Raw genomic sequence first — 23,085 nt, 5'->3', positions numbered from 1 at the left:
GCTCGATAAAAGATGCGGTTTTTAAGCCGCACCTTTATTTAAACTATCAGGCAATGCTTGAAATTTTTGCGGCTTGACGCTTTTCAACGCGCTGTTTAATAGCTGCAATATTGGTATTTGGGGTCGCAGCAAAAAGCTTTTTTGTGTAGTCATGCTGCGGATTGGCAAATAGTTGATCGCGGCTGCCATATTCGACTACTTCACCAAAATACATGACCATAACCTCATCGGCAATATATTTAACAACGGATAGGTCATGGCTGATAAAGACGTAAGTTAGTTCAAATTCTTCCTGTAGATCGGCCAAAAGATTAAGAACCTGTGCTTGCACCGAAAGATCAAGAGCCGAAACCGGCTCGTCTAAAACTAAAATTTTTGGTCTTAACATTAGGGCGCGGGCAATGGCGATACGTTGGCGTTGACCACCAGAAAACATATGCGGATACCGGTTGAAATGGCTAGCAGGAAGGCCGACTTTTTCTAGCATTTCTTCTGCTGCTTTGCGCCGCTCAACATTATTCATTGTGGTATTCAGCATTAAAGGCTCTGTTAAAGCATGGCCAATTTTTTGGCGCGGATTAAGTGAGCCAAATGGGTTTTGAAAAACAATCTGCACCATTTGGCGCATTTGAGTAGTAACACTGGTTTTAGCTATATTGATATCTTCGCCATTAATCTCTAATTTTCCAGATGTCTGTGGATCAATAAGGCTGATAATACGGGCAAGGGTTGATTTTCCGCAACCGGATTCGCCGACAATGGCAAGAGTTTTGCCGCGTTCAACACTAAAAGAAACTTTGTTCACCGCATGTAAAATACGTTTTGGTTTTAAAAAGCCACCCGAACTTACATAGTCGCGCATGAGGTTTTCAGCTTTAATTATAATGTCACTCATAAGACACCTCCATGCTCTGCCATAAAATCGGCAACAGTTGGTAAACGCTCTCCGGTTGCATGTTCGGGCAAAGCTGCCAAAAGTGCTTTTGTATAGGGGCTTTGCGGCGTTGCAAATAAAGAAAGCACATCAGCTTCTTCCATTTTAGTGCCCTTATATTGCACCATGACGCGATCAGCTGTTTCAGCAACAACGCCCATATCATGCGTAATCATGATCAAGCCCATATCGTGGTTTTGTTGTAAGTCCATTAAAAGATCGAGAATTTGCTTTTGAATGGTTACATCAAGGGCGGTAGTTGGTTCATCGGCGATTAGCAATTTAGGGTTGCAGGCAATGGCCATAGCGATCATGATACGTTGGCATTGACCGCCAGATATTTGGTGCGGGTAGCTTTTAAGGCGTTTTTCTGGATCAGGAATGCCAACTGCTTCAAAAAGTTCTAAAGTGCGTTTTCGCGCAGCCTTGCCATGAAGATTCAGATGGGTTTTAAGAACTTCCTCCACTTGAAATCCGGCAGTAAAACAAGGATTAAGGCTAGCGATTGGTTCTTGAAAAATCATTGATATATCTTTGCCGATGATAGAGCGACGTTTGCTGTCTGAAATATTTAATAAATCAATATTTTCAAAACGCATAATATCGGCAGTAACCGTTGCGGTTTTGGGTAATAGCCCCATCACCCCTAGCATGCTCACAGATTTACCTGATCCTGATTCGCCAACAATGGCTAAAATTTCGCCTTTATTAACAGTGATATCAATACCCTTAACTGCAAAGAATGGTCCTGAAGCAGTTTCAAAAGAAACAGATAGATTGCGTATTTCTAAAAGTGACATGGCCTAGCTCCTTTTCAACTTGGGGTCGAGTGCATCGCGCAAACCATCCCCCATCAGATTGATAGAAAGAACAAGGATAAGAATAGCAAGACCGGGAAAAGTTACAACCCACCATGCGCTGGATACAAATTCGCGTGCATCGGCAAGCATTGTACCCCATTCAGGCAATGGTGCTTGCGCACCCATGCCAAGAAAGCCCAAAGCAGCTACATCCAAAATAGCTGTAGAGAATGAAAAGGTTGCTTGCACAATGAGCGGAGCCATACAATTGGGTAAAATAGTTTTAAACATAAGCCTTATCGGGCCTGCACCTGCTAATTTGGCTGCAACCACATATTCTTTGTTTTTTTCAGCTATAACAGCTGCTCGTGCCAAGCGCACAAAATGCGGTTGCAAGGCTATTGCTGTTGCAATGACTGCGCCTTTTAAGCCATAACCGATGATGGTAATTAGGACAAGGGCCAATAATAGGGATGGAATTGTTAAGATAATATCCATGATGCGCATAATAAATGCATCTAGCGGCCCTTTTATGTAGCCGGCTATTACACCCAGTATAATGCCAAAAATCATTGCAATTAAAGCAACAATAACACCGACAAGAAGTGTAAAGCGCGCACCGTGCAATATGCGCGATAAAATATCACGACCGACAGCATCAGTGCCTAAGATAAATTGCCACGACCCACCATTTTGCCATACCGGCGGCTTTAGCATGAAGTCACGAAATTGGTCTTGATAACCATAGGGCGCAATTAATGGGGCTAGAACACTTAATAGAACAATTGTAAAAAAAATAATAAGCCCAATAAGCGAGCCGCGATTATATTTGAATGAATACCAAAATTCACTAAAAGCGCTTGCCGTCACGGTTTGTGTTTGATTTGCGGTCATTGTCTTACCTCAGTTCTGGCGAATGCGCGGATTAATAAAGCCATACAAAACGTCAACCACAAGGTTGACGGTCATCACCAATATGGCAATAAGCAAAAGCCCGCCTTGTACAGCGGAATAATCGCGCCGTGAAATTGAGTCGATCATCCATTTCCCAATGCCCGGCCAAGAAAAAATGGTTTCGGTCAAAATAGCGCCGCTCATCAACATTGCAATTTGCAGGCCAATTGTTGTGATAATTGGAATAAATGCATTGCGCAGCGCATGGATACCAATAACGCGAAAACGGCTTAATCCTTTGGCACGTGCTGTGCGGACATAATCTTCACTTAAAACTTCAAGCATGGCAGAACGGGCTTGGCGGGCAATAACCGCTAGGGGAATAGTCGCAAGTACGATTGATGGTAAGATAAGGTGCGAAACCGCCGAGGCGAAGGCACCTTTTTCACCTGAAAGCCAGCTATCAATCAACATAAAGCCGGTTGGTTGGTCAAAATAAAACAGCAATGAGATACGACCTGAAACTGGTGTCCAACCAAGATTGGCACTAAACAACATGATGAGCAAAATGCCCCACCAAAAAATTGGCATGGAATATCCAACAAGGGCAAAGCCCATTGCGCCTTGGTCAAACCACGAGCCGCGCTTAACTGCAGCGATAACTCCGGCGGGAATACCAATGATAATTGCAATGATAATTGCACATAAGGCAAGCTCTAATGTTGCTGGAAAAAGCGTAAAAAATTCTTCGGCAATTGGTTTTTTGGTAATAAAGGAAATGCCAAGGTCACCGTGAAATACACCCCAAAGATAATCAAAATATTGTTGCCAATAGGGGCGATCAAAGCCAAATTGGGCCATTAATTGAGCGTGACGTTCAGGCGAAACTCCTCGTTCTCCAGCCATTAACAAAACTGGATCACCCGGCAATGTACGCACAAAAATAAAGGCAACAAGCGTAATACCAAGAAATGTCGGGATAATATAGCCAATCTTTTGCAAAAGATAACGCAACATATATGATTTACTCCGATCACAGACAGATGGGCTATATCAACATTAAAGCTACATCGCTAATGTCATGATTAATTTAAAACAATTTAAGTTCGCCCATATGTTTTTGCTTTGATGATGAAAATCTAAAATCACTTTATTTCACAGTGACAGCAACTAAAAATTTCTCACCTTATCTTTTCTTCTTTAATCATTTTACGCTTAAAAAGCTAGGCTTTGGGAAATTTTTATTGCATATCAATCAATTCTTTACAGCCATTCGTAAAAATGAAAACGAATAGGTCAAAGTAAAATTAAGCTTTAGCTTTTTTAAAAAACATATCGTTTAAAAATATGCCTGATAACAAAAGCATAAAAATATTTTACAAAGCCATGATATATGTTAGGGGAGCTTACTCTAAATATCGATATATATAAGCCCAAGTAATTGTTAGAAATATAATTTATGATGAAGTATCGCCAAGAAATTGATGGCTTACGTGCACTCGCCGTGTTGCCAGTTGTATTTTTTCATGCTGGGTTCAATTTTATGAATCGCGGCTTTTTGGGCGTTGATATCTTTTTTGTGATTAGTGGTTTTTTAATTACCTCTATCATTCTTGATGATTTAAAAGCTGGTAAGTTTTCCTTTTCCAATTTTTATGATCGCCGCATTAGGCGTATTTTGCCGATATTGTTTTTTGTATGTATGGTATCAACACTTATCGCTTTCGTTATGATGTTGCCTGACGAACTTGATAATTATTTGGGTAGTTTGCTAGCCAGTGTGTTGTTTTATGCCAATTTCTTTTTCTATTCTCTCTTGGGAGGATATTTTTCAGCCGATGCCGAATTACAGCCACTTTTACATATTTGGTCATTAGCGGTTGAAGAGCAATTTTACCTAATTTTCCCTTTTTTAATTTTATGCTTTTATCGTTTTGGCAAAAAAACATTGCTTTTAACGATTGGCGCCGTATTTTTAGCAAGCTTTATTTTTTGCCTAGCTTTTGTTCATCATAATCCAATGTTTGCATTTTTTATGCTTCCAACAAGATTTTGGGAATTGGCTGCAGGTGGGCTTCTCGCGATTTCTGCATTGGATAAAAAAGAGTTATCCCATAAATCATTAAGCTGGCTATCGTGGTTTGGCCTGCTTTTGATCCTTTATTCTTTAACTCTTTTACCGCGTAAGCTAGATTTTCCAGGTTGGGGCACAGTACCTGTCATTTTGGGCACCATGTTGATTTTAGGATTTGCAAGGGCGCAAACAAGCGTCGGCAAAATATTATCATGGAAACCCTTAGTTTTTATTGGCCTAATTAGTTATTCACTTTATCTTTGGCATCAACCAATTTTTGTTTTTGCGCGGCTATATATTGCGCCGTTTCAAAAACAATATTTTGTTATTTTAATTATTTTTACAATAATATTGGCGACATTGTCATGGAAATTTATCGAGCAACCATTTAGAAGACCAAAGACAAAATATAAATCTAAAGCGGTCTTTATTTATGCTGCAATTGGCATTTCAGCTTTATCTATAACTGCGATAGCATTGCCAAGATTATACGCGATTTCGCCATTTAAAATTGATAGCCCATATTCAAAAATACCCGAGGTTCGGCAGAGCGCAATACAGTGTGAGCAAGGCCCATTCACTTTGAGCCAATGCACTTATGGTTCAAATCCGCAAGTTTTATTAATAGGAGATTCCTATGCGGGTCATTTGATTGATGCTTTGTTGACATCAAAATCTCAGCAGCCTTTTGCAGCTAATTTTCTATTGGCATGCCCACCTTTATTTAACTTTGCAGACACAGCCGAACTTCCTACCCAAAAAGAATATTGCTTACAGCATCAAAAAGATATTAAAGATGTAATTTTACAGCATAAAAATCTTCGCTATGTGATTATATCAACATCCCTTAGCTATTATCTCAATAATGCAAATATGCTGACAGAGCAGGGCTATGTTAAATCTTCGCCCTTACTGGTTGAGCAAAAATTTGCTGAAATAATTGATTGGCTATCGGCACATAATATTAAAACCGTCCTCATTTCCCCACCCGCTCGCACATCTTTTGACCCAAATCGCTGCATCAAAAGCGTTCTACGCCGTACTAAGACAATGGACGCTAAAGCGATGGATATGTGCAGCATAAATTATGCTGATATTAGCGATCAAAGGAATGGTGTAAACGCATTGTTAGACAAGTTAAAAGATGTGTTGCCAATCATTCATCTTGATGAGCTGATGTGCGAAGACGGTAAATGTCCGGTTGTCTATAACGGCTATCCTGCTTACATTGATGCCATACATTTATCGCCCTATGGATCAGCAGAATTGGGTAAAAAGCATGATTTATTTGGAAAAATTATTGCTGCTGCAAATAGTTTTGGCCATTATCATTTCAGTAGGTAAAGGAGTTGGCTTGGCTGTTACTTGTTACAATCAACATTATTCCGTAATTTGGTGGCAAATACAAAAAAGCGCTTTATCGAAAGGATAAAACGCTTTTACTTGATGGATTTTTAACTTGGTGAATCAATCATATTTTTGATGAACAATTGCACCTTGTCCGTTTAGATAAAGTTTGTAATGGGCACCATTTTTGTCGAAAACTTCAGCTTTCCAACCATCATGTTCGGTTTCAATTTCACGAATGATAAAGCCTTGGTCCTCAAGACCCTTGACCATTTGTGACCAAGAAATACGGTTCATGGTTTGGGCTGCCATTGGGGCTTGCTGCATACCAATAGGGGCTTGTTGTTGAACGCCAACAGGAGCATTTTGTGCTATAGCTGGCAGGCTTAAGCTAGAAACGGTCATTGCAGCGATAAGAGTAAGAGCTGTTAGTTTTTTATGGATAGTTGCCATTTTTGATCTCCTTTGGTTTGATGAATGATGTTTTAAATGAGTCGTGCTGACGCTGCCCTAACTTGCACCGTCAGTATTCTGTCAGTTTAAAAAGCGCATGATGCAAAGATGGTTAGATTATTTTATATCACGGTTTTTATTGCTCTTATAGGAGTGATTTATCCAGCCTATTCAGGTAATGATCAAGAAGCGGCGCGGCAAGCCTTGGCGCGCGGTGAAATTATGCCGTTGACGCAAATGCTTGGTTTTGTTGAAGCAGCCTTTCCAAATTCAAGCGTTATAAAACTTGAATTTGATGAAGAAGATCATCTTTATATTTATGAATTTAAAATTATTGATTCATCAGGCATAATACGTGAAATAGAAATGGATGCCAAAACTGGCCAAATATTAAAAGTCGAGATAGACGATTGAAAGTTCTTGTTGTTGAAGATGATGCTATTTTGCGCAATGATGTGTGTCTCGCGTTAGAACAGGCTGGTTTTGCGGTTGATAGTACCGATAATGGTGATGATGCTTGGTTTAAGGGTGAAACTGAAAATTATGACGGTATTGTTCTTGATCTTGGCTTACCTGTCAAAGATGGCTTAACTGTTTTAAAATTATGGCGGCGTGCTGGCGTGGTGGTGCCGGTTATTATTTTAAGTGCGCGTGGCAGTTGGATTGAAAGAGTGGAAGGCATTGACGCAGGAGCAGATGATTATCTTGCCAAGCCTTTTGAAATGTTAGAATTGGTTGCGCGTTTGCGTGCGCTTATTCGTCGTTCAGTGGGGCAAGCAGATCCAATATTACAGATTGGCAATATCGCAGTTGATACACGTTTGATGCGGATTACCGTTGACGGGCGTAATGTTGATTTATCTGCGCTTGAATATCGCGTTGTACAGTTTTTAGGGCTACACAAAGATCGGGTGGTGACGCCAAGCGAGCTAGCCGAACATATTTATGGTGATGTTGATGCGCGCGATCCCAATGCATTGGAAGCATTATTAACAAGGTTGCGCCGTAAAATTGGTGCAAGTGCTATTGAAACAAGACGCGGACTTGGCTACCGCCTAACTGGACAATAGTTATGAAAGCTTCTTTGCGATTGCGGCAATTTTTAGCCGGTTGTATTGCTATTATTATTGCATTAGCTATCTCATTTCTTGGTTTTTCATTGCTTTTTGAGCGCCATGTTGAGCGGCGGTTTTCGGTGCAGCTTAATAATTGGACCGAGACCATCGCTGCTGGTATATCGTTGGACAACGAAAACAAGATTGCCGTTAATCTGCCCTTTGTGATTCCAGATTTTGAAAAGCCCTATAGCGGTCTTTATTGGCAAGTGATTGATAAAAGCAATGATGATATTATAAGATCGCGCTCACTATGGGATTTAAATTTACCTTTAGTTGAAAAAAATGGTCGTTCTGGTGGCTATTTGATGGTGGTTCGTCAAGTTGCATTTCGCGGGCACCCTTTGCAAATTGAAATTGCCATTGATGAACAGCAAATTATTAAAGCGCGCAATGAATTTGCCGCGGATCTTTCTATTTATCTCATTATGCTTGGTTTGGTTTTATCGGTCTTGTTTGGATTGCAAATTGTCTTTGGTTTGAGACCATTAGCTGTTTTGCGAAAAAATGTTGAAAAGATAACCAGTAATACAAACGAGCGTATGGAGCAAAATTATTATAAGGAATTGCGCCCATTAACTGAAACGATAAATCACTTATTGGATAATCGAGCGCAAAGCATTGATGAGGCGCAAAAGCGGGCGGGTGATTTGGCTCATGGTTTAAAATCTCCCTTAGCTGCCTTGCGCAATTTAAGCAGTCGGCTTGATGAACAAAATAATAAGGAGGCTGCGGTGCTCTTGCGTGATTTATCGCGCGGTTTGCAACGCCAAATTGACCGCGAGCTTCATCGCGCGCGTGCCGAAGTTTCTGCTCATAAGGGTAAACTATCCAGTAATCTTGGCGAATTATCACGGCAATTGGTACGTGTTTTGTCGGCAACCTCCTATGGTGAAGCTTTAGAATGGCAAAATAATATTGATGACAATGCAATTATGCCTATTGATGTTGCAGATCTTGCCGAGGCGCTAGGAACAGTCCTTGAAAATGCAGCTCGTCATGCCAAACAAAAGATTATTATTTTTCAACCAAATGCTGAGCAAATTATAATCGATGATGATGGCGAAGGTATGGATGAAGAAAGGCGCATGTTGGCATTGCAACGCGGCGTGCGCTTTGATGAAAGAGCGCAATCGACTGGTCTTGGTCTTGCAATAGCCGGTGATGTCCTTGCGCCTTACGGCTTTGCCATGCGTTTAGAGGACAGCCCTTTGGGGGGATTACGGGTTATTATTTTTCATAAATAAAACTGATTGACCATTTAAAAGGCAATAATATAGCACTATTTAATGTAAAACATATATTTTTGGAAAAGGTCTAATCTAGCTGATTGCATAGCAAGATCAAAGATGTTAAAAGACAATTATGAGTTACAATAGGTTTTTATTGAAAAATACACTTATTAGGCAATTAGCCATTACGCGCTTGGACGTGCAGGATCATAAACTGCTACCAGGTCGCTTTGTTGTGTATTTTTCAGGCTCATCATTAAGCCGACTTATGGTCTAGCTTTTTTACTTGCTCAGCCAAGTTTTACAAAAGGCTATAATCTTGACCTTTGGCTTTTTGATAAATTAAATTTTCCTATTTAAAAAAATGAGCCTTAATGGCCAAATAAAGCCCTAGAGGCAAAAGAATGGACATGAAAATGAGTGCACCGCGTACGCTCTATGACAAAATTTTTGATAGCCATATTGTCGATCGTCAGGAAGATGGCACCTGCCTTCTTTATATTGACCGCCATCTCGTGCATGAAGTAACTAGCCCGCAAGCATTTGAAGGTTTGCGCATGGCGAAACGTAAAGTGCGTCATCCAGAAAAAACCTTGGCGGTAGTTGATCATAATATTCCAACCTCGCCAGATCGCGTCAATGGCATTAAAAACGAAGAAAGCCGCATTCAGGTTGAGGCGCTTGCTGCCAATACGGCTGAATTTGGCGTTGAATATTATTCAGAACGCGATGTTCGCCAAGGGGTTGTGCATATAGTAGGGCCAGAGCAGGGCTTTACTTTGCCGGGCATGACCATCGTTTGTGGCGATAGCCATACTTCAACCCATGGTGCTTTTGGTGCCTTGGCTCATGGTATTGGTACATCGGAAGTTGAACATGTTTTGGCGACCCAAACCCTTATCCAGAAAAAAGCCAAAAATATGCTTGTGCAGGTCAATAATAAATTGCCTGATGGTGTATCGGCAAAAGATCTTGTCCTTGCCATTATTGGCGAGATTGGTACCGCAGGTGGTACCGGCCATGTGATTGAGTATGCTGGCGAAGCCATCGAAGCGCTTTCGATGGAAGGACGTATGACCATTTGTAATATGTCGATTGAGGGTGGTGCGCGCGCTGGTCTTATCGCGCCAGATGAAATTACTTTTGAATATATTAAAGGCCGCCCACGTTCACCAGAGGGTAAGATGCTTGAAGATGCCATTGCTTATTGGCAAACTTTGAAAAGTGATGAAGGCGCAGTTTACGACACAGTTATCACGATTGATGCAGCTAATTTAACACCAACGGTTACTTGGGGGTCATCACCTGAAGATGTCATGCCAATTAATGGTGTTGTGCCAAATCCTGATGATATTGTAGATGAAAATAAGCGCGCTTCCAAAAAACGTGCTCTTGAATATATGGATTTAAAGCCCGGCATTCATATGACTGATGTCGCTATTGATCGCGTGTTTATTGGTTCATGCACTAATGGTCGGATCGAAGATTTGCGCGCTGCCGCCTCTATCGCTAAGGGGCGTCATGTTGCGCCAACTGTATCAGCAATGGTGGTGCCTGGATCTGGCTTGGTGAAAGAACAGGCAGAACAAGAAGGCTTGGATAAAATCTTTATCGAAGCTGGTTTTGAGTGGCGTGAGCCTGGATGTTCTATGTGTCTTGCCATGAATGATGACCGTTTAAAACCGGGTGAGCGTTGTGCATCAACCTCTAACCGAAATTTTGAAGGTCGCCAAGGATATAAGGGGCGCACTCATCTTGTGTCACCTGCTATGGCGGCGGCCGCAGCAATTGCTGGTCATTTTGTTGATGTGCGTGAGTGGCAATAATCTTTAAATCTTTATGATTACTAAAAAGCGGCTCATTGGGCCGCTTTTTTGTTTAAAATTTTGTTCATCAGTAAAATAAAGCTTATCAATATTTTAAAATGCCAATAAAATTTGAGGCTGCAATGAATGCAATCTCGTTGAATAAAATTAAAATTATATTTTGCAAAGCCATTTATAACTAGGTCGCATAGCTTGCATCGGTCAAAAAAGAGCCTCGTTGCAAACTTTAAATAAGATGCATTTACGCCTTGAACGCCCAGTATTATACATCTTCTAGATAAAATTCGACATGCTCGAAAACTTCAAAGATATAGTGCTAGTGAAGATCATTCACTGTACAACCCTTTCACTCAAAACTATAAAATCAATTATAAGTTGGTTCAAAAGGTCGTCAATTTAAACCATTACCCAAAATATGCTGATGCGCAATATTATAGCTCATAAAAGGCTTAATTTCTTTTTTCGAAAAAATAAAAAAACAATTCACTTTTTGTAAACTTTTTTTGGAACCTTTTTTAAGCTGTGCCGTTATGTGGGTACCAAGGCTGATAAATGGCAAATAAGCCAACCTTCAATAAAAGGCAGCTAAAAGAATTAACCAAACAACCCGGAAGAATTTAACAAACGGAAGCCAAAAGCGTTTCCCGTTAACAGTCTAACCTTGTCAAAATTTGAAGCAAATAGGCGCGAAACGAGTTTTCGCGATTAGAGAAACTTTGCTTAAAATTATGGGTTTTGCGGTTCTTCCAAAACAAATTTAAGGATAAAGATCATGAACCGTTTTGCAAAATCAATCATCGCTGCTTCAACTCTCGCAATTGCTGTAATCGGTAGCGCACTTACTGCACAAGCAACTACAGTTTCAGCCCCTGCCTTATCATTGCATAATGCGCCTGCAAATGGCGCCGCAATCACCACCACAATTGCTAAAGGGACGAAAGTTAATGTTGGTGTTTGCAATTCAGCTTGGTGCTATGTAACTGCTGGCAACCAAAAAGGTTGGGTTGAAACCAATAAGCTTTCAACGCAATTAGCTGCTGCAAATAGCCATGCTCGCGCAATGGCAGTTAGCGGTGGTGCAGGCGGCTCTGCTGCAACTGGTGGCCGTACCGCATCTGCTGGCTTAAATATTTCAATAACCATTGTTCCTGAAAAGTCAGAAGCAAAGGCTGCAAACCACAATCGCATTAATGTTGCTAAAATTGCACCACAGCATTTGCGTTAAGAATTTCACAAATCCCCGTTAGCTAAAATCAAGCTAACCAATTGGCCTATCTGATTTCATGATCGATCAGATAGGTCTTTTTTTAAGTATTAGTCGCTTTAAGATTAGTTGTCGGTAACAAGGCTGTAAATAGTGCTTGAGCGACCACCAGAGCGACAAAAAGCAAGCAGCGGCTTTTTAGCCTCAGCAATGGCATTACGCATCGCGACGAGATCTTCCTCAGCAATACCCATAGGCACAACTGGAACATAATAAGTGTTTATGCCTGCTGCATCGGCAGCTTTTTTAATGTCGGCAAAGGATGGTTGGTTAACTTCCTCGTCATCAGGGCGATTGCAGATAATGGTTGCAATGCCAAACTCTTTTAAAGCAGCCATATCTGTTGGTTCAATCTGACCACATACATATACATCATCATCAATCGGCTTTATCTTCATAAAATTTCCTCACTTAGTTCCGTTTTAATATTTTCTTCACATTTAAACTCTTGGAAAAAAAGAATAAAACCAAGGATAATGTAAGAGATATATTTATAATATTTGGTTTTAAATTTTAATAAGATAACGTATTTTAATGCTGTTACAAGAATATTTATCAAATAGTTCAATAAATTAATATTTTTAGACTTATTTTACATTAATTTTATATTCTATATCTTGCATGTATTCATCTTGCATTGCGGCATCATCCCCAATAAGGCCTTTAAAATGCAAGTGGTGTTCGCCTTCGCTTAGCGGGTTGAGCAAGATCCAATAGCCATCGGACGCGTAATGGTCTTCATCGCCAGGGATTGTAAAACAGCTCGACGTTGCCGCACGAGTTCCGTCAAGTTTTTGTCCATCAAATTCGCTGACCATATCTCTGGCACTGTTAATTGCAGCGTTGACTTCTTTTTTTAAGTCATCGCAAGATAAGCCATCGCCAGTATCCCAACGCATAATGCTGATGACGGGAAAAAAGATATATTTGTCTTTAGGGACTGCACAATTGCGCATTACCTTGTCGAAGCTATAGCTAGGCGCCAAAAAAAAGACATCGCCACTTTGGGCATAATTGCAATGCTCGCCTGTATCATCGGCAAGCGGATCTAAATCATCAGGGGCATTGGTTACCCATTGCCACCAACGTATGGAAAGAGTACTTAAGTCTTCTCCGCTTACAGTTTTAATGCTAGTAAGCGAAGAAGATTTTGCCGGGGCAGTAATATTAAAAAAAACACCACTCAATAAAATGACTAGGTATAATAATTTCATCGAGAATAATTCCTAATTGTTTGATCGGCTACCAATTTATCTTAAATCAAATTTGTTTTGAGTGGAATTGCCAATTGATTAATTCAAGTGGATATGTGCCTATGGCATTTATTTTGGTTAAAGCATATGGTCGCTAAATGCCGTTTTTTGAAAATTAACAACAATATTTATAACAAAATAAATCAAATTTGATCGCAATTTCGTTCAACATTATGTGATTATGTACTAAAATATAAAATATGTTTTGACAGAGTTACCTATTTATCTTTATGTCCGCGTGTGGGGACTAAAACTAAGATAACGGATTTAGCCTTTTGACACCAAAAAAATAAGCCCTGTTTCAACAGGTAGCATCAAAAAAACAACTTCTCATATATTTGAAGAATGAATACCAATAGTTGCGTAATATTAGCAATTTAGGAATTGGTAAAACTTGTCTGTCGTGAATGCAAGTCTGAGGGGCTCGCATTTTTAATATGTGCTTCCGTTTTTTGGGTTTTCTGGTTTAGTCCGATTTGAGGGATAATAATAGAATGAAAAATATGGAGCAGATAAGTTTTATTAAGAACTGCTTGGCTGTAAGTCTTTTACGTGCGCGTGAAATTATCACACGCGATTTGCGTGGCATGCTTGCAGAATTTGATATGACTGAGCAGCAATGGCGCGTTTTGCGTGTTTTACGGGAAGAGTCGCCTCTTGAAGCGACAGAACTTGCCAATCGATCTTGTATTTTATCGCCTAGTCTTACGCGGATATTGCGGACACTTGAAATGCGTGATTTTATTATTCGTGAGAAAGACCCATCTGATAGCCGACGATCTTTGCTAGTCCTTTCGCGCGAGGGAATAAGTATCATTGATAAAATTACTCCGGTGGGAGAGGCGATATATAATGCTTTTGTCGAGCGTTTTGGGAAGGAAAAATTTCAACAACTTTTGACCCTCCTGCACGAAATTGAAGAACTTGAAAATTAGAAAACTCTGATTTTTGTAACTTGTGACAAAGATATTTGCACTTTTAAACAGTGTAAATATCTTTCATTCCATGATCCAGTTCGGTTTTCCTTAACCTTTTTTAATCCAAAGTGCTTCAATCGAACTTGCAAAGCTGCTATAAGAGCCAGAAGCTGAAACAAAAAGGAATCTGGCGTGACTATAAAAGATGTAGTGCTTATCGCATTAATGGCAGCCTTTATCATCGTGCTTGGTTTTATCCCGGCTTTTACCATTCCTTTTATCCCAGTGCCGATTACGACACAAAGTCTTGGGGTTATGCTTGCTGGTGCGTTATTAGGTGCACGGCGAGGTGTTTGCGCTATTTTAATTATCTGGATATTGGTCGCTGTGGGCTTGCCTGTTTTGTCGGGTGGCCGTGGTGGTATCGGTGTTTTTATGGGCTTTACGGCCGGTTATTTTGTTGGTTGGGCTTTTGGCGTTGCGGTTATTGGCGCTTTATTCCACGCTTTCAGAAAAAATCTAACACCTGTTAAGCAGATTGTTGCTTTGATCCTTGGTGGTATTGTAACAGTTTATTTCTTTGGTATTCTTTGGCTGTATATTATTACCGATGATAAATCCTTATGGACTATTATTTTAGGCAATCTTGCCTTTATCCCTGTAGATCTTGTTAAAGTTGCCATTGTCTTTGGAATTTTAAAAGTGCTGCATAAAGCATTGCCGGGCCAATTTGCTAATACTGGCATCAAATAGGATGAGGAGTGCAATTGGTTTTCGTTAAATTCGTTTTAATTTAGCTCGCAGCTAAAGCATGATTTAAAACCTATTTAAATAACAAAAAAACCTGAAGTTTTTTAAAACTTCAGGTTTTTAAACTTATCAGTAGCGATCTATTAATTGGACAGCTTTGCCATCACTTCATCGCTGACTTCGAAATTGGCATAGACGTTTTGCACGTCATCATCATCTTCAAGTACATCAATAAGTCTTAAAATCGAGTGCGCCTTATCTTCATCAACCGGTGCCATGGTAAGTGGCTTCCATATGGTTTTGATAGACTCAGCTTCACCAAGGGCAGCTTCAAGGTTTTTTGAGACTTCGCCAATATCTTCAAAGGCGCAAATGATGGTATGTCCATCTTCATCAGAAGTCACATCTTCGGCGCCCGCTTCAATTGCGGCATCCATAATCGCATCAGCACTACCAGCTGTTGCCTTATAGATTATTTCACCGACACGATTAAACATGAACCCAACTGAACCAGTTTCGCCCATTGCACCCCCAGCTTTTGTAAAGGCTGAACGCACATTAGATGCGGTACGATTACGATTGTCGGTCAATGCTTCAACAATAACAGCAACGCCGCCAGGACCATAACCTTCATAGCGTACTTCATCATAATTTTCAGAATCGCCACCTGATGCTTTTTTAACTGCGCGGTCGATATTGTCTTTCGGCATTGACTGCGCTTTAGCGTTCTGGATTGCAAGACGCAAACGCGCATTCATTGCTGGATCAGGCAAGCCTTGCTTGGCAGCAACGGTAATTTCGCGCGCCAATTTTGAGAACATTTTTGAGCGCATCGCGTCCTGACGACCTTTGCGATGCATAATATTTTTAAACTGTGAATGGCCAGCCATGGCACTCCTGCTTATGGTTTACTGCCAATAGTCTCGCTTGATGCGATTAATGCAGTTTGTTTAACAAAACAGATAAAATTCTATCATTCTATCTACTAAAACACTTTAACAATATGCGAAACAATTTCATTTGTAAAATGCTGGAACCTTTAAAAATAAGGTAATTGCATAGATTTAATGATAATGATGCTCATTGGTCTTTGCATCATGTCGCATTCCATATGAAATTGCTTCGTATAAGAACTGTTATTGCGCTGATTAAAGCAATCATTCCTTATACAAAAATAAAAAGCCTTAAACTCATCCAGAAAAATGCTGTCGTATATTTTCTGGCTTTATGTAAAGCTTTTATGATTTTTTAGGTCATAAAAAAAGCCCTATAAGCAAAATTGCTATAATTTTTTCAAATTAATCTTGAAAAAAGCCGTTTCTATAAAAAAGACTTTTGGCATGAACCGCCAAGCTAATGCGATAATTAGCATTATATGTGTGAAAATAATTCACTAATTAGTGATGCTTTGATACAAAATTGTCAAAAATTATTCTAATAGTTATGAATATAAAATAAAATTTCAAAAAATAACGAAAATATAAAGAAATTGAAATTTATGTGTGCATTTTTAACTTACGGCTATTCTAGTATTTACGAATTAATTTTCTTTTTTTTGATCACGTAAATGTTTAGCTATTTAAAATGTCAGCAAGCTTTACTATATTAATTCAGGATCGCAAGCGCCCAACAAAGGAAATTGTGGGTTGATCAATTTTTTGAAATTTAAATCATCCGCCAAAGGGTGAATGACGTGTTTATAATGAGGTAATAAAATGGTTAAGATGCATAAAACTGTTAATGATGTTCCTTCAAACACCAAACAAACAGCAATTGAGCTTTTAAACAAATCTTTGGCTGCATTGATCGATCTTGGCTTACTAACCAAGCAAGCCCACTGGAATATTAAAGGACCACGGTTTATTATGGTTCATGAAATGTTAGATCAATTCCGTGATGATCTTGATGAACATGTTGATATTATTGCAGAGCGCGTTGCTCAGCTTGGTGGTACCGCATTTGGTACAACCCAAAGTGTCAGCAAGGATACATTACTAAAGCCTTATCCTACCGATATTTACAAAGTTGAAGATCATCTTGATGCTTTAATTGAGCGCTATGGTGAAGCTGCAAATTTTGTGCGTAAAGCAATTAAAGATTCAGCTGATGCAGGTGAAGATGATACTGCTGATATTTTCACTGCCGCATCACGTACGTTAGATAAAAACTTGTGGTTCCTTGAAGCCCATGTTCAAGAACCAAAGTAAAGTTTAATTTCTAAAATTTTTAGATTTATAATAAAAAACAGGCTTTGTTTTCAAAGCCTGTTTTTTTTACTATAAAACATCAAAAAATTTTTTGATGTAAGAACAATTTTACGCAATTGGTGCAACAAATGGATTGCTGCGTTTTTCAGTGCCGATTGTGCTGCCTGGACCATGACCACATAAAAATCCAACATCATCGCCCAAGGGCAAGACTTTGTTTTTGATTGTGTCCAGTAGTTGTTGGTGGTTCGCGCGTGGTAAATCAGTTCGACCGATTGAGCCATGAAACAAAACATCGCCCATCAGAGCAAAGCGCAATTCTTCATTAAAGAAAATAACATGGCCAGGGGCGTGGCCAGGCGTATGATACACTTTAAATTTATGACCGGCACAATCAAGCTCATCTCCCTCTTCAAGCCAACGATCGGTGGTGCAATTGCGTATTTTATCGGTGATATTGTAGGCCTTGGCCGTTTCTTCCACCATGCCAAGTAAAAATTCATCATCTTTTTGTGGGCCAATAATTTCAACGCCGAGCGCTTCTTTTGCATCCATTGCCGCACCAACATGATCAAAATGACCATGAGTTAGCCAAATTGCCTCAATTTTGATGCCCTCTTGCTCAATAGCTTGCATAATATATGGAAGGTCACCGCCTGGATCGAGTAAAATACCCTTTTTACTATCTTCATCAAATAATATGGTACAATTTTGTTGTGCTATTGTAACCGGTATAATATGTGCCTTTAGCATGCCCATGACGTTTATTCCTATTTTAGTCTATTTTATATGCTATAATTCTATCATTCCATATTCTTATACATTATGATATGGCAAATTTTTGTGTTTTATTCAAAATGGATTTTGCATGCCCCTATCGCCGGTAAAAAAAGCCATCGAAGCTTCTGAAACGGATCATATTGCGGTTATAGAATTGCTCTTTTATGCCTATCAGGATTTTACGGCAGATCCTGACCGTTTATTGTTAGAATTAGGTTTTGGGCGTGCCCATCACCGCGTTTTATATTTTGTTAGTCGTCGCCCTGGGCTTACCGTTGCTGAATTATTGGATGTATTAGGCATCACCAAGCAATCGCTTGGGCGCGTATTAAAGCAATTAATTGACGATGAATATATTTTGCAAGAAGCAGGCGTTAAAGATCGCCGGCAAAGGGAATTGTATCCAACGCAAAAAGGGCGGGATTTATCATTACGCCTGTCAGAACCGCAATCGCAGCGTATTGAACGCGCATTAAAGCAAGCCGGCCTTGAAGATTCAAGCATTGTGCGCAAATTTTTAGCTGGCATGCTTGATAATGATCGGCGTGAACCAACTTATATTGAAAATCTGGCGCGGGAAAAAGAATAATTGTTTAAAGCAACTTTTGCCTAGGCTCAGGACTCATTAATTAAGATAGAATATTACGGTTGCGGCGATGCATATAGCCGAGAAGAAGGTGTGTGCACATCGGTCATAGCGTGTCGCGATGCGCCGCCAGTCTTTTAGCTTGGCAAAGAGGTTTTCGATTATGTGACGCAACCGATAAGTTTGCCTGTCATAAACTATCTCGGTGGTTCTGCCCTTTCTGGGCGGAATGCAAGCCTTTATTTTTTTGTCAAGCAATGCCTGCCGGAACCAGTCAGCATCGTACCCCCGGTCTGCAATGAGTTCCTTGGCATCTGGCAGATGCGCTAGCAAAAGAGCGGCTCCTTTGTAGTCACTCATCTGCCCTTCAGTTAGTAGCAGACATATTGGCTTTCCATCTTGATCGCAGACCGTGTGCAGCTTTGAATTCAAGCCGCCTTTCGTGCGCCCGATACGGCGGGGAATATCCCCTTTTTTAACAGGCTGGCAGCCGTGCGATGCGCCTTGAGGTGTGTGGCGTCAATCATGATGCGTTGAGGTTTTGGGCCCTGTCCGGCCAGCATTGCGAAGATGCGGTCAAATACACCCAACCTGCTCCAGCGGATAAAGCGATTATAGAGCGTTTTATGCGGACCATAACCGAGGGGCGCATCTTTCCATTGCAGACCATGTTTGATGACATAGACAATGCCGCTGATAAAGCGCCTGTCATCGACACGAGCAACCCCATGAGACAGTGGAAAACAGGGCGATATTCGCGCCATCTGCTCTTCGCTCAATAAAAACAAATCACTCATTAGTTTCACCTCCACAAAACCAATGAATCACAAATCAACAAAAAAAGGAATCCAAAAAATTAATAGGTCCTGACCCTAGTCATATAACTATTTTAAGATGCTGCATTCTTTGTCCTTTCTTTTTTCAACAAGATTTTGCAATTGATATGAAAAGTGAATGAAGTGTTTTACTTTGCTTAAGCTTATTGCCCTATAATAGATATGAGTCTGCTAGATGATTTAACCGATATTTATGCAGATTGCGCCAAAAGAGCTTTATAATAATTAGGTTTTAAAATTCACATAAGTAGGATGTGTTGATGACAGATAAACAAGATTACAGCATTGCCGATAATGCTCCCCATATTTTGGTTGTTGATGATGATACACGCATACGCAGTCTGTTATCGCAGTTTTTACAGAAAAATGGTTTTCGTGTTTCTATGGCTGCATTGGCAGATGAAGCGCGGCGAAAATTGGCAGGGTTGGATTTTGATCTGTTAATTGTTGACGTGATGATGCCTGGAGAAACTGGAATTTCACTTACGCGTTCTTTGCGTGAAACTAAGGATGTTCCAATTTTGATGTTGACTGCATTAGCCGAAACGGATGCACGTATTGATGGTCTTGAGGCAGGTGCTGATGATTATTTACCTAAGCCCTTTGATCCGCGTGAATTATTATTGCGTATCAATGCTATTTTACGCCGAGGCAATCAAACAAGCCAACCAACTATAGAGCAAATTGTTTTTGGTCCCTATACATTTTCGATTCCGCGGCGTGAATTGAAAAAAGCGGGGGAGATTATCCATCTTACCGATCGCGAGCAAGAAATTATGGTAATTTTTGCCTCTCGCGTTGGTGAGACTATTCCGCGCCAAGAATTGGCCGCCGGCGAAGGTGAAGTGGGTGAACGCACCATTGATGTGCAGATCAATCGTTTACGCCGTAAGGTAGAAAATGATCCTGCAAATCCTGTTTGGCTGCAAACAGTGCGTGGTATTGGCTATAAATTGGCGGTTGAATAATAGGCGCATATAATGGAAGCACCATGGACTAAATTAAGCCGTTTCATTGCTAAAAGCATGCCAAAACGGCTTTATGCGCGTTCTCTTATCATTATTATTGCACCAATGGTTTTGCTGCAATCAGTGATAGCCTATGTCTTTATGGAACGGCATTGGCAAATGGTAACTGAGCGTTTGTCCATGGCAGTTGTTCATGATATTGCTGCCATTATTGATCTGATTGAGACCTATCCGCAGGATGCTGATTATGATAATATTATCCGCATTGCCCAGAAAAGAATGGGCTTAAATATTTCTATTCTGCCACCTGATCCACTGCCGTCGCCCGGGCCAAAGCCATTTTTTGCAATTTTGGATTATTTTTTGAGTGAGGAAATCACCAAGCAGATTAATCGGCAATTCTGGATTGATACAGTTGGCGATTCAGATCTTGTGGAAATTCGTATTCGTCTTGATGATAAAGTATTACGGGTATTTGCAACGCGCAGTCAAACCTATGCATCCAATACCGGTATTTTCTTAAGTTGGATGGTGGTGACAGCACTCGTTTTGTTGATTATTGCTATTTATTTCTTACGCAGCCAAATTAAACCGATCCAGCAATTGGCAGAAGCTGCAGATAGTTTTGGTAAAGGCCGCCCATTACCAGAGGGATTTTCGCCGCGCGGCGCTGAAGAAGTGATGCGTGCGGGTATTGCCTTTTTGCGCATGAGGGAGCGTATTGAGCGGCAAATTGAGCAGCGTACGACCATGCTATCTGGTGTCAGCCATGATTTACGTACTATTTTAACCAGATTTAAACTGCAACTTGCCATAGCAGGTGGTGGTATTGATACTGAACCGCTAGAGCATGATGTGAATGACATGCAAAACATGCTTGAAGGCTATCTTGCTTTTGCACGCGGTGAAGGCAGTGAAGAGGTTGGTACTCTTAATCTTGAAAATGTCATGGCGAAGCTGAAAGAAGAAGCCGTTTTACGTGAACGTGGTTTTACTTATGAAATGCATGGCAATCCTGAAATTCAAGTGCGCCCCAATGGTTTTACAAGACTGGTTGCCAATCTTGTGTCAAATGGCTTTCGTTATGCACGTAATGTCGATGTGGTGATCCATCATGACGATCATAAATTAACGCTTTGTGTTGATGATGATGGTCCAGGAATTCCTGAAAATATGCGTGAGGAAGTATTTAAACCATTTTTCCGTCTTGATGAAGCACGCAATCAAGACGCAAGCGGCACAGGGCTTGGTCTTTCCATTGCCCGTGATATTGCCCGTAGCCATGGTGGTGATGTTATATTGCATAAAAGTCCAAAAGGTGGTTTGCGGGTTATTATTGAAGTGCCAATTTAACAGGATGGCTGATTAAAATGGCTGCAACTTAGCTATTCGTTTGTCTTTTGTAAAAATTGAATTCAAACTATTTGTATTAAGTCTTTTTTACGCGCATATTAAACATATACCTTAATAGGTGTGATTCTTTTATTTAAATGTGCGTATGGTTATTTAAAATGATAATGAATATTTAAGCAATGTTTAAATATTCATTATAGCTAATATAATCAATATTTCGCATTAATAATAATGATGACCTTTTGTCGTTGCAATTTTTAAATTATTGTTTGTTATTATTGGAGTAGGTGGATTATGGCTTTACAAAAAGCAGGCAAATGGGGCTGGGTGGTTGTCTTAGTCATTGTTGTTGGTTTTATTGCTTGGCGTTATTTATTGCCATCATCTAATAGTCTTCCCAATTATGTAGCCGTCGCTAATGGTCGGATTGAAGCAACTGAAGTTGATATTGCGGCAAAATCATCAGGCCGTATTAGTGACATTAAAAAGCGTGAAGGTGATTTTGTTCATGAGGGCGAAGTTGTCGCTCAAATGGATACTTTAACTCTTGATGCGCAATTGCGCCAAGCGCAAGCGCAATTGAAGCAAGCTGAAATAAATGTCGAAACTGCAAAATTGCAGGTAGAACAAGCTGCAGCTGAAGAAGAAGCCAATGTGGCGCGTGTATCGCAAGCAACAGTTCAGCGTGATAATGCCCAAAGGCGGTTTAATCGTTCTAATACTTTGCAAGAACGCGGCACTGTTTCTGAACAAACCAAGGATGATGATCAGGCAACCTATGAGGGTGCACTTTCAGCCCTTGCCGCCGCCAATGCACAATTGGCTTCAGCCAAGGCTGGTGTTTCAACCGCTAAGGCTAATGTGGTGAGCGCCGAGGCAGCTGTTGATGCTGCAAAAGCCACCATCGAGCGTATCCAATCAGATATTGATGATAGCGCATTGAAGGCACCGCGCTCGGGCCGCATCCAATATCGCATTGCTCAACCAGGAGAAGTTGTGGCTGCCGGCGGACGCGTGCTTAATCTTGTTGATTTAAGCGATGTCTATATGACGTTCTTCTTGCCAACCGATCAGATTGGTAAATTATCTCTTGGTCAAGAAGCTCATCTGGTTTTAGATGCTTTGCCGCAATATGTCATCCCAACTAATATTTCTTTTGTGTCCGACGTTGCACAATTTACGCCAAAAACGGTAGAGACTTCAGAAGAACGTGCTAAGTTGATGTTCCGCGTGCGTGCGCGTATTCCAAGTACCTTGCTGGAGCAATATATTAAGGATGTTAAAACCGGTTTGCCGGGGGTTATTTATGTAAAGCTTGATGATAGCAAACCATGGCCAGATAATCTGCAATCATCAATCAAGATTGAAAATTTACCACCAAAAGAGGGTGCAAAGCCACAATAGGCTGCTTTTATTAATGGCGGTTCCTTTAAAGGGTTATGCCATTTAATAATAGTAAAATCAGGGAATTTGAGGCGAATTTCATACCCTGTAAA

The 23,085-nt window shown here is 40.4% G+C and carries 23 protein-coding genes; 13 read left to right on the top strand and 10 right to left on the bottom strand.

Features of this window, described 5'->3' with window-relative positions; genetic code table 11:
• Positions 1-46 precede the first annotated feature (46 nt).
• The 4 genes from N6A79_RS11870 to N6A79_RS11855 are packed head-to-tail and all read right to left on the bottom strand — an operon-like array spanning position 47 to position 3,645.
• Complete coding sequence (locus tag N6A79_RS11870; RefSeq protein ID WP_326848739.1) at positions 47-895, bottom strand: dipeptide ABC transporter ATP-binding protein; 849 nt, start codon at positions 893-895, stop codon at positions 47-49.
• Positions 892-1,734 (bottom strand): ABC transporter ATP-binding protein, encoded by an 843-nt coding sequence (locus N6A79_RS11865; protein WP_268546100.1) that lies wholly within the window; start codon positions 1,732-1,734, stop codon positions 892-894. Before N6A79_RS11865 ends, N6A79_RS11870 begins: the two co-directional genes overlap by 4 nt.
• A 3-nt stretch (positions 1,735-1,737) precedes the next feature.
• Positions 1,738-2,628: an ABC transporter permease subunit gene (locus tag N6A79_RS11860; protein WP_268546099.1), complete on the bottom strand. Its 891-nt coding sequence runs from the start codon at positions 2,626-2,628 to the stop codon at positions 1,738-1,740.
• Positions 2,629-2,637: 9 nt separating this feature from the next.
• Positions 2,638-3,645 (bottom strand): ABC transporter permease subunit, encoded by a 1,008-nt coding sequence (locus N6A79_RS11855; RefSeq protein WP_182417838.1) that lies wholly within the window; start codon positions 3,643-3,645, stop codon positions 2,638-2,640.
• Between the two features lie 442 nt (positions 3,646-4,087).
• On the opposite strand from N6A79_RS11855, the gene N6A79_RS11850 reads away from it, so the two are divergent.
• Positions 4,088-6,046, top strand: a complete 1,959-nt coding sequence (locus tag N6A79_RS11850) for an acyltransferase family protein (protein WP_268546098.1) — start codon at positions 4,088-4,090, stop codon at positions 6,044-6,046.
• A gap of 123 nt (positions 6,047-6,169) precedes the next feature.
• Here N6A79_RS11850 and N6A79_RS11845 read toward each other — a convergent pair whose 3' ends face one another.
• Entirely contained in the window at positions 6,170-6,502 is a 333-nt protein-coding gene (locus N6A79_RS11845; protein ID WP_182417836.1) for a PepSY domain-containing protein, read from the bottom strand.
• Between the two features lie 108 nt (positions 6,503-6,610).
• On the opposite strand from N6A79_RS11845, the gene N6A79_RS11840 reads away from it, so the two are divergent.
• The 5 genes from N6A79_RS11840 (at position 6,611) to N6A79_RS11820 (ending at position 11,900) form a co-directional block, all read left to right on the top strand.
• Positions 6,611-6,916, top strand: coding sequence for a PepSY domain-containing protein (locus N6A79_RS11840; RefSeq protein WP_182417835.1), 306 nt, complete (start codon positions 6,611-6,613; stop codon positions 6,914-6,916).
• A complete protein-coding gene (locus N6A79_RS11835) occupies positions 6,913-7,572 on the top strand; it encodes a response regulator transcription factor (protein WP_182417834.1) in 660 nt (219 codons plus the stop codon). Before N6A79_RS11840 ends, N6A79_RS11835 begins: the two co-directional genes overlap by 4 nt.
• 2 nt (positions 7,573-7,574) lie before the next feature.
• Complete coding sequence (locus N6A79_RS11830) at positions 7,575-8,864, top strand: ATP-binding protein (RefSeq protein WP_268546097.1); 1,290 nt, start codon at positions 7,575-7,577, stop codon at positions 8,862-8,864.
• Positions 8,865-9,265: 401 nt separating this feature from the next.
• Positions 9,266-10,675, top strand: coding sequence for a 3-isopropylmalate dehydratase large subunit (gene leuC / locus N6A79_RS11825; RefSeq protein WP_182417833.1), 1,410 nt, complete (start codon positions 9,266-9,268; stop codon positions 10,673-10,675).
• A gap of 772 nt (positions 10,676-11,447) precedes the next feature.
• On the top strand, positions 11,448-11,900 hold the full coding sequence (locus N6A79_RS11820) for an SH3 domain-containing protein (protein WP_268546096.1): 453 nt from the start codon (positions 11,448-11,450) through the stop codon (positions 11,898-11,900).
• Between the two features lie 104 nt (positions 11,901-12,004).
• Here the strand turns inward: N6A79_RS11820 and N6A79_RS11815 are convergent, their stop codons facing one another.
• Together N6A79_RS11815 and N6A79_RS11810 are read right to left on the bottom strand one after the other, a co-directional pair.
• Entirely contained in the window at positions 12,005-12,337 is a 333-nt protein-coding gene (locus N6A79_RS11815) for a TIGR01244 family sulfur transferase (RefSeq protein WP_268546095.1), read from the bottom strand.
• Between the two features lie 189 nt (positions 12,338-12,526).
• Positions 12,527-13,153, bottom strand: a complete 627-nt coding sequence (locus N6A79_RS11810; RefSeq protein ID WP_268546094.1) for a hypothetical protein — start codon at positions 13,151-13,153, stop codon at positions 12,527-12,529.
• Between the two features lie 533 nt (positions 13,154-13,686).
• Here N6A79_RS11810 and hpaR point away from each other — a divergent pair.
• Together hpaR and N6A79_RS11800 are read left to right on the top strand one after the other, a co-directional pair.
• Positions 13,687-14,127, top strand: coding sequence for a homoprotocatechuate degradation operon regulator HpaR (gene hpaR / locus N6A79_RS11805; protein ID WP_268546093.1), 441 nt, complete (start codon positions 13,687-13,689; stop codon positions 14,125-14,127).
• Positions 14,128-14,301: 174 nt separating this feature from the next.
• A complete protein-coding gene (locus tag N6A79_RS11800) occupies positions 14,302-14,862 on the top strand; it encodes a biotin transporter BioY (RefSeq protein ID WP_268546092.1) in 561 nt (186 codons plus the stop codon).
• 140 nt (positions 14,863-15,002) lie between these two features.
• Here N6A79_RS11800 and N6A79_RS11795 read toward each other — a convergent pair whose 3' ends face one another.
• Positions 15,003-15,749, bottom strand: coding sequence for a YebC/PmpR family DNA-binding transcriptional regulator (locus N6A79_RS11795; protein ID WP_182417828.1), 747 nt, complete (start codon positions 15,747-15,749; stop codon positions 15,003-15,005).
• 825 nt (positions 15,750-16,574) lie between these two features.
• Between N6A79_RS11795 and dps the strand changes: the two genes are divergently transcribed.
• Complete coding sequence (gene dps / locus N6A79_RS11790; protein WP_268546091.1) at positions 16,575-17,066, top strand: DNA starvation/stationary phase protection protein Dps; 492 nt, start codon at positions 16,575-16,577, stop codon at positions 17,064-17,066.
• Positions 17,067-17,174: 108 nt separating this feature from the next.
• Here dps and N6A79_RS11785 read toward each other — a convergent pair whose 3' ends face one another.
• Positions 17,175-17,825, bottom strand: a complete 651-nt coding sequence (locus tag N6A79_RS11785) for an MBL fold metallo-hydrolase (RefSeq protein ID WP_268546090.1) — start codon at positions 17,823-17,825, stop codon at positions 17,175-17,177.
• Positions 17,826-17,934: 109 nt separating this feature from the next.
• Here N6A79_RS11785 and N6A79_RS11780 point away from each other — a divergent pair, with 109 nt between their 5' ends.
• Complete coding sequence (locus N6A79_RS11780; protein WP_268546089.1) at positions 17,935-18,435, top strand: MarR family winged helix-turn-helix transcriptional regulator; 501 nt, start codon at positions 17,935-17,937, stop codon at positions 18,433-18,435.
• 36 nt (positions 18,436-18,471) lie between these two features.
• Here N6A79_RS11780 and N6A79_RS11775 read toward each other — a convergent pair.
• A protein-coding gene (locus N6A79_RS11775; protein WP_268545646.1) for an IS5 family transposase occupies positions 18,472-19,229 on the bottom strand; the annotation gives its coding sequence in 2 pieces (ribosomal slippage) (positions 18,472-18,896 and positions 18,896-19,229; 759 coding nt in all).
• A gap of 299 nt (positions 19,230-19,528) precedes the next feature.
• Between N6A79_RS11775 and N6A79_RS11770 the strand changes: the two genes are divergently transcribed.
• From N6A79_RS11770 to N6A79_RS11760, 3 genes are all read left to right on the top strand, one after another.
• Entirely contained in the window at positions 19,529-20,236 is a 708-nt protein-coding gene (locus N6A79_RS11770; protein WP_182417824.1) for a response regulator, read from the top strand.
• Between the two features lie 12 nt (positions 20,237-20,248).
• On the top strand, positions 20,249-21,589 hold the full coding sequence (locus N6A79_RS11765) for an ATP-binding protein (protein ID WP_268546088.1): 1,341 nt from the start codon (positions 20,249-20,251) through the stop codon (positions 21,587-21,589).
• A 294-nt stretch (positions 21,590-21,883) separates the two neighbouring features.
• Positions 21,884-22,993 (top strand): HlyD family secretion protein, encoded by a 1,110-nt coding sequence (locus N6A79_RS11760; protein WP_268546087.1) that lies wholly within the window; start codon positions 21,884-21,886, stop codon positions 22,991-22,993.
• The last annotated feature ends 92 nt before the right edge of the window (positions 22,994-23,085 follow it).

Source organism: Bartonella sp. HY761 (assembly GCF_026743145.1).
In the GTDB taxonomy this organism is placed as follows: Bacteria; Pseudomonadota; Alphaproteobacteria; order Rhizobiales; family Rhizobiaceae; genus HY038.
Note: the sequence above shows the minus strand (reverse complement) of the source record. Positions and strands in the feature narration are given on the sequence as shown.